Below are 3792 nucleotides of genomic sequence, written 5' to 3' on the forward strand. Positions count from 1 at the left end.
CGTCCGCCACCTGTGAGGTCACCTTCGGCGGCCACGGCATCCCCGCCAAGGGCTGGCTGGTCGGCGAAGTGCACAACGGCATCGCGCAGATGTTCGAGGTCATCGAAGAAGCCCGCATGATGGTGGGCACCAAGGCCATCGCGACCCTGTCCACCGGTTACCTCAATGCCCTCGAATACGCGAAGACCCGCGTGCAGGGCAGCGACCTGACCCGGATGGCGGACAAGACCGCGCCGAAGGTGACCATCACCCGGCATGCGGACGTGCGCCGGTCGCTGATGATGCAGAAGGCGTACGCCGAGGGCCTTCGGGCGATCTACCTCTACACCGCAGGCCATCAGAACGACGTTGTGGCGCAGCATATCTCGGGTGCGGATGCCGACTTGGCCGCGCGGGTCAACGATCTGCTGCTGCCGATCGTCAAGGGCGTCGGCTCCGAGCGTGCCTACCAGTACCTGACCGAGTCGTTGCAGACCCTCGGAGGATCCGGCTTCCTGCAGGACTACCCGATCGAGCAGTACATCCGCGACGCGAAGATCGACTCGCTCTACGAGGGCACCACCGCCATCCAGGCGCAGGACTTCTTCTTCCGCAAGATCGCCCGTGACCGCGGCGTCGCGCTCGCCCACCTGGCGGGCAAGATCCGGGACACGGCGCAGTCCCCCGCAGGCGACGGCCGGCTCAAGGCCGAGAAGGTCCTGCTCGCCACCGCGCTGGAAGACGTGCAGGACATGGCCAGCCGATTCACCCAGCATCTGCTGGACGCGCAGGAGCACCCCACCGAGCTGTACAAGATCGGCCTGAACTCCGTCCGATTCCTGCTCGCCGTCGGCGATCTCCTGGTCGCCTGGCGGTTGATCGTCGCCGCCGAGATCGCCCTCGCCGCGGTGGATGCCGGCGCGAGCGAGCAGGACCGCGCGTTCTATCAGGGCAAAATCGCCGTCGCGTCGTTCTTCGCCAAGACCGTCCTGCCCCACCTCAGCGCGGAATGGTCGGTCATCTCCGACGTCGACATCACGGTCATGGAGCTCGACGAAGCCGCCTTCTGAATCGCCGTCGGTCACCGCGAAACCGCGGCCGGTTCTGCACCGGCCGCGGTTTCCGGCTTTCCGGCACCTCCGGGCCTTCGTAGCGAGCTGCGCTTCTCCCCTGACAGCCGCGGCGGTCGTCGTCTAGCATTTGACTGTGCCGTCGCGTCAGCGGATGGACTGAGAACCGATATCGGATGCTCGGGTGAGGATCGCGCTCCCCGAGGTCGGCGTTCGGCCCGGCCGCCTCCCATGCCGAGCCATCGATGATGAGGCCGACAAAGTTGCACGGCGAGAATTTCAGCACTTGCCGCAGCGGAACTGCTCGTCGTCATCGCAGGCATTTCTTCGGACGACCGGGCTGGCGGTGTCCAGCCCCATCCGCAGGACGGAGGGCTCATCGATGCCACTCGAGGAATACAAACGCGCAACAGCTTTCCCAGGAATCATCGGACGGACGACCGATGAATCGAGTCCCGCCTGGCCGCAACCGGTGCGGGCGATACCCGGTGCGCCGAACGTGCTGTTCATCGTGCTCGACGACACCGGGTTCGGACAGCTCGGCTGCTACGGCAGTCCCATTTCCACACCCCATATCGACGCTTTGGCCGCGGGCGGGTTGCTGTACAACAACATGCATACGACCGCCTTGTGCTCGCCGTCGCGCTCCTGTCTCATCACCGGACGCAACCATCACGCCAACGCCATGGCGGGCATCACGGAAATCGCCACCGGGTATCCGGGCTACAACGGCAACATTCCCTTCGAGAACGGATTCCTCTCGGAGATGCTGCTACAGCACGGATACAACACCTACATGGTCGGCAAATGGCACTTGGTGCCATCGGAGCAGGAATCCGCTGCGGGCCCCTACGACCGTTGGCCGCTCGGCCGCGGTTTCGAGCGCTTCTACGGCTTTCTCGGCGGCGACACCAGCCAGTGGTATCCGGACCTGGTCTACGACAACCACCAGGTCGAGCCGCCCGGCACGCCGGAAGACGGCTACCACCTGACCGCGGACCTGGTGGACAAGGCGATCTCTTTCATAGCGGGCGCGAAGCAGGTCGCTCCGGACAAGCCGTTCTTCTTGAACTTCTGCACGGGGGCGACGCACGCCCCGCATCATGTGCCGAGGGAGTGGGCCGATCGTTACCGCGGCCGGTTCGACGGCGGCTGGGACGCCTACCGCGAGTCCACCTTCGATCGCCAGCGAGAACTCGAGGTCGTGCCGGCGCACGCGCGACTGTCCCGCCGCGATCCGGACGTGCCGGAGTGGGCCGCGCTCGCACCCGACGCCCGCCGCCTCGCGGCACGAATGATGGAGGTCTACGCCGGGTTCCTCGCCCATACCGACCACCACATCGGGCGGCTGGTGGACTTCCTGCGGGAAACCGGCGAACTCGACAACACTTTGATCATGCTGGTATCCGACAACGGGGCCAGCCCGGAAGGCGGGGTCACCGGGACCACGAACGAGCTGCAGTTCTTCAACAACGCGCCGGAACCGATCGAGGACAGTCTGCGAGCCATCGACGAGCTCGGCGGACCGACCACGTTCAACCACTATCCGTGGGGCTGGACCTGGGCGGGAAACACGCCCTTCCGGCGCTGGAAGCGCGAGACCTACCGTGGTGGCGTCAGCGATCCCTTCCTGGTCCACTGGCCGCGAGGCATCACCGCCCGGGGCGAGGTGCGCACCCAGTACGCGCACCTGATCGACGTCGTCCCCACTGTTCTCGACGCGCTCGGCATCGACCCGCCGGAAACCATCCGTGGCGTGGCCCAGTCACCGCTGCACGGTGTCGGCTTCGCCCACACGTTCGACGATTCGGCCGCGTCGACCAGGCATCACACGCAGTACTTCGAGATGCTGGGCCACCGCGCGATCGACCACGACGGCTGGCGGGCCGTGTGCCCGTGGCCGGGCCCCTCGTTCGCCGAGGCGGACCGACCGTTCGGCACGCCCATCACCGCCGAGGACCTCGGCGTTCTGGACGCCCACCACTGGGAGCTCTATCACGTCGCGGAGGATTTCGCCGAGACCCGTGACCTCGCCGCCGAGCAGCGGGACAAACTCACGGAGATGATCGCGCGGTGGTACGTGGAGGCAGGCCGCTACGACGTGCTGCCCGTCGACGGCAGCGGGTTGCAGCGCCTGCTCGTGGAGCGCCCGCAGATCACGCGGGCGCAGACCAGGTACACCCTCCGCCCCGACACCGAGACGCTGCCCGCGGCGGTCTCACCACGGGTATTGAACCGACCGCACAGCGTCACCGCCGATGTGGAGGTCCCGCCCGGCGGTGCCGAGGGCGTCCTGCTGTGCCAGGGCACCAATGCCGGGGGTTGGACCTTCTACGTCGAAGACGGCCGTTTGCACTACGCCCACAACTACGTCCGGCGCGCCGTGCACCGAGTCTCCTCGACACAGAACATTCCCGAAGGCCGCCACGAAGTGCGCTTCGAGTTCGAGCCCACCGGCACACCCGACTTCGCCAATGGCAGGGGCACGCCGGGCACCGCCCGGCTCTACATCGACCGCGACCCGGTCGGCGAAGCCGACTTCCCGTTCATCACGCCGGTCGCGTTCAACCCCGGCGGAATGACCTGTGGCGCCAACCCGGGCTCCGCGGTGGTATCCGACTACGAACCTCCCTTCCGGTTCACCGGCACCCTGCACACGGTGGTCGTCGACCTCTCCGGAGAGCTGATCACCGACGTCCAGAGCGAAATGCGCATGCACATGGCTCGGCAGTAGCGCGAGTCT

2 protein-coding genes are annotated in these 3792 nt (G+C 66.7%); both read left to right on the forward strand.

The features are described from left to right. The coding region (locus ON19_RS26320; RefSeq protein ID WP_043698570.1) for an acyl-CoA dehydrogenase family protein at positions 1 to 1049 on the forward strand (1049 nt) is incomplete at its 5' end. Positions 1050 to 1431: 382 nt separating this feature from the next. Further along, a complete protein-coding gene (locus ON19_RS26325) occupies positions 1432 to 3783 on the forward strand; it encodes an arylsulfatase (protein WP_043698574.1) in 2352 nt (783 codons plus the stop codon). The last annotated feature ends 9 nt before the right edge of the window (positions 3784 to 3792 follow it).

Source organism: Nocardia abscessus NBRC 100374 (assembly GCF_000308455.1).
Lineage (GTDB): Bacteria > Actinomycetota > Actinomycetes > Mycobacteriales > Mycobacteriaceae > Nocardia > Nocardia abscessus.

Coding starts and splice junctions, on each gene's coding strand:
- ON19_RS26325 (WP_043698574.1), top strand. CDS start 1,432: ATGCCACTCGAGGAATACAAACGCGCAACAGCTTTCCCAGGAATCATC.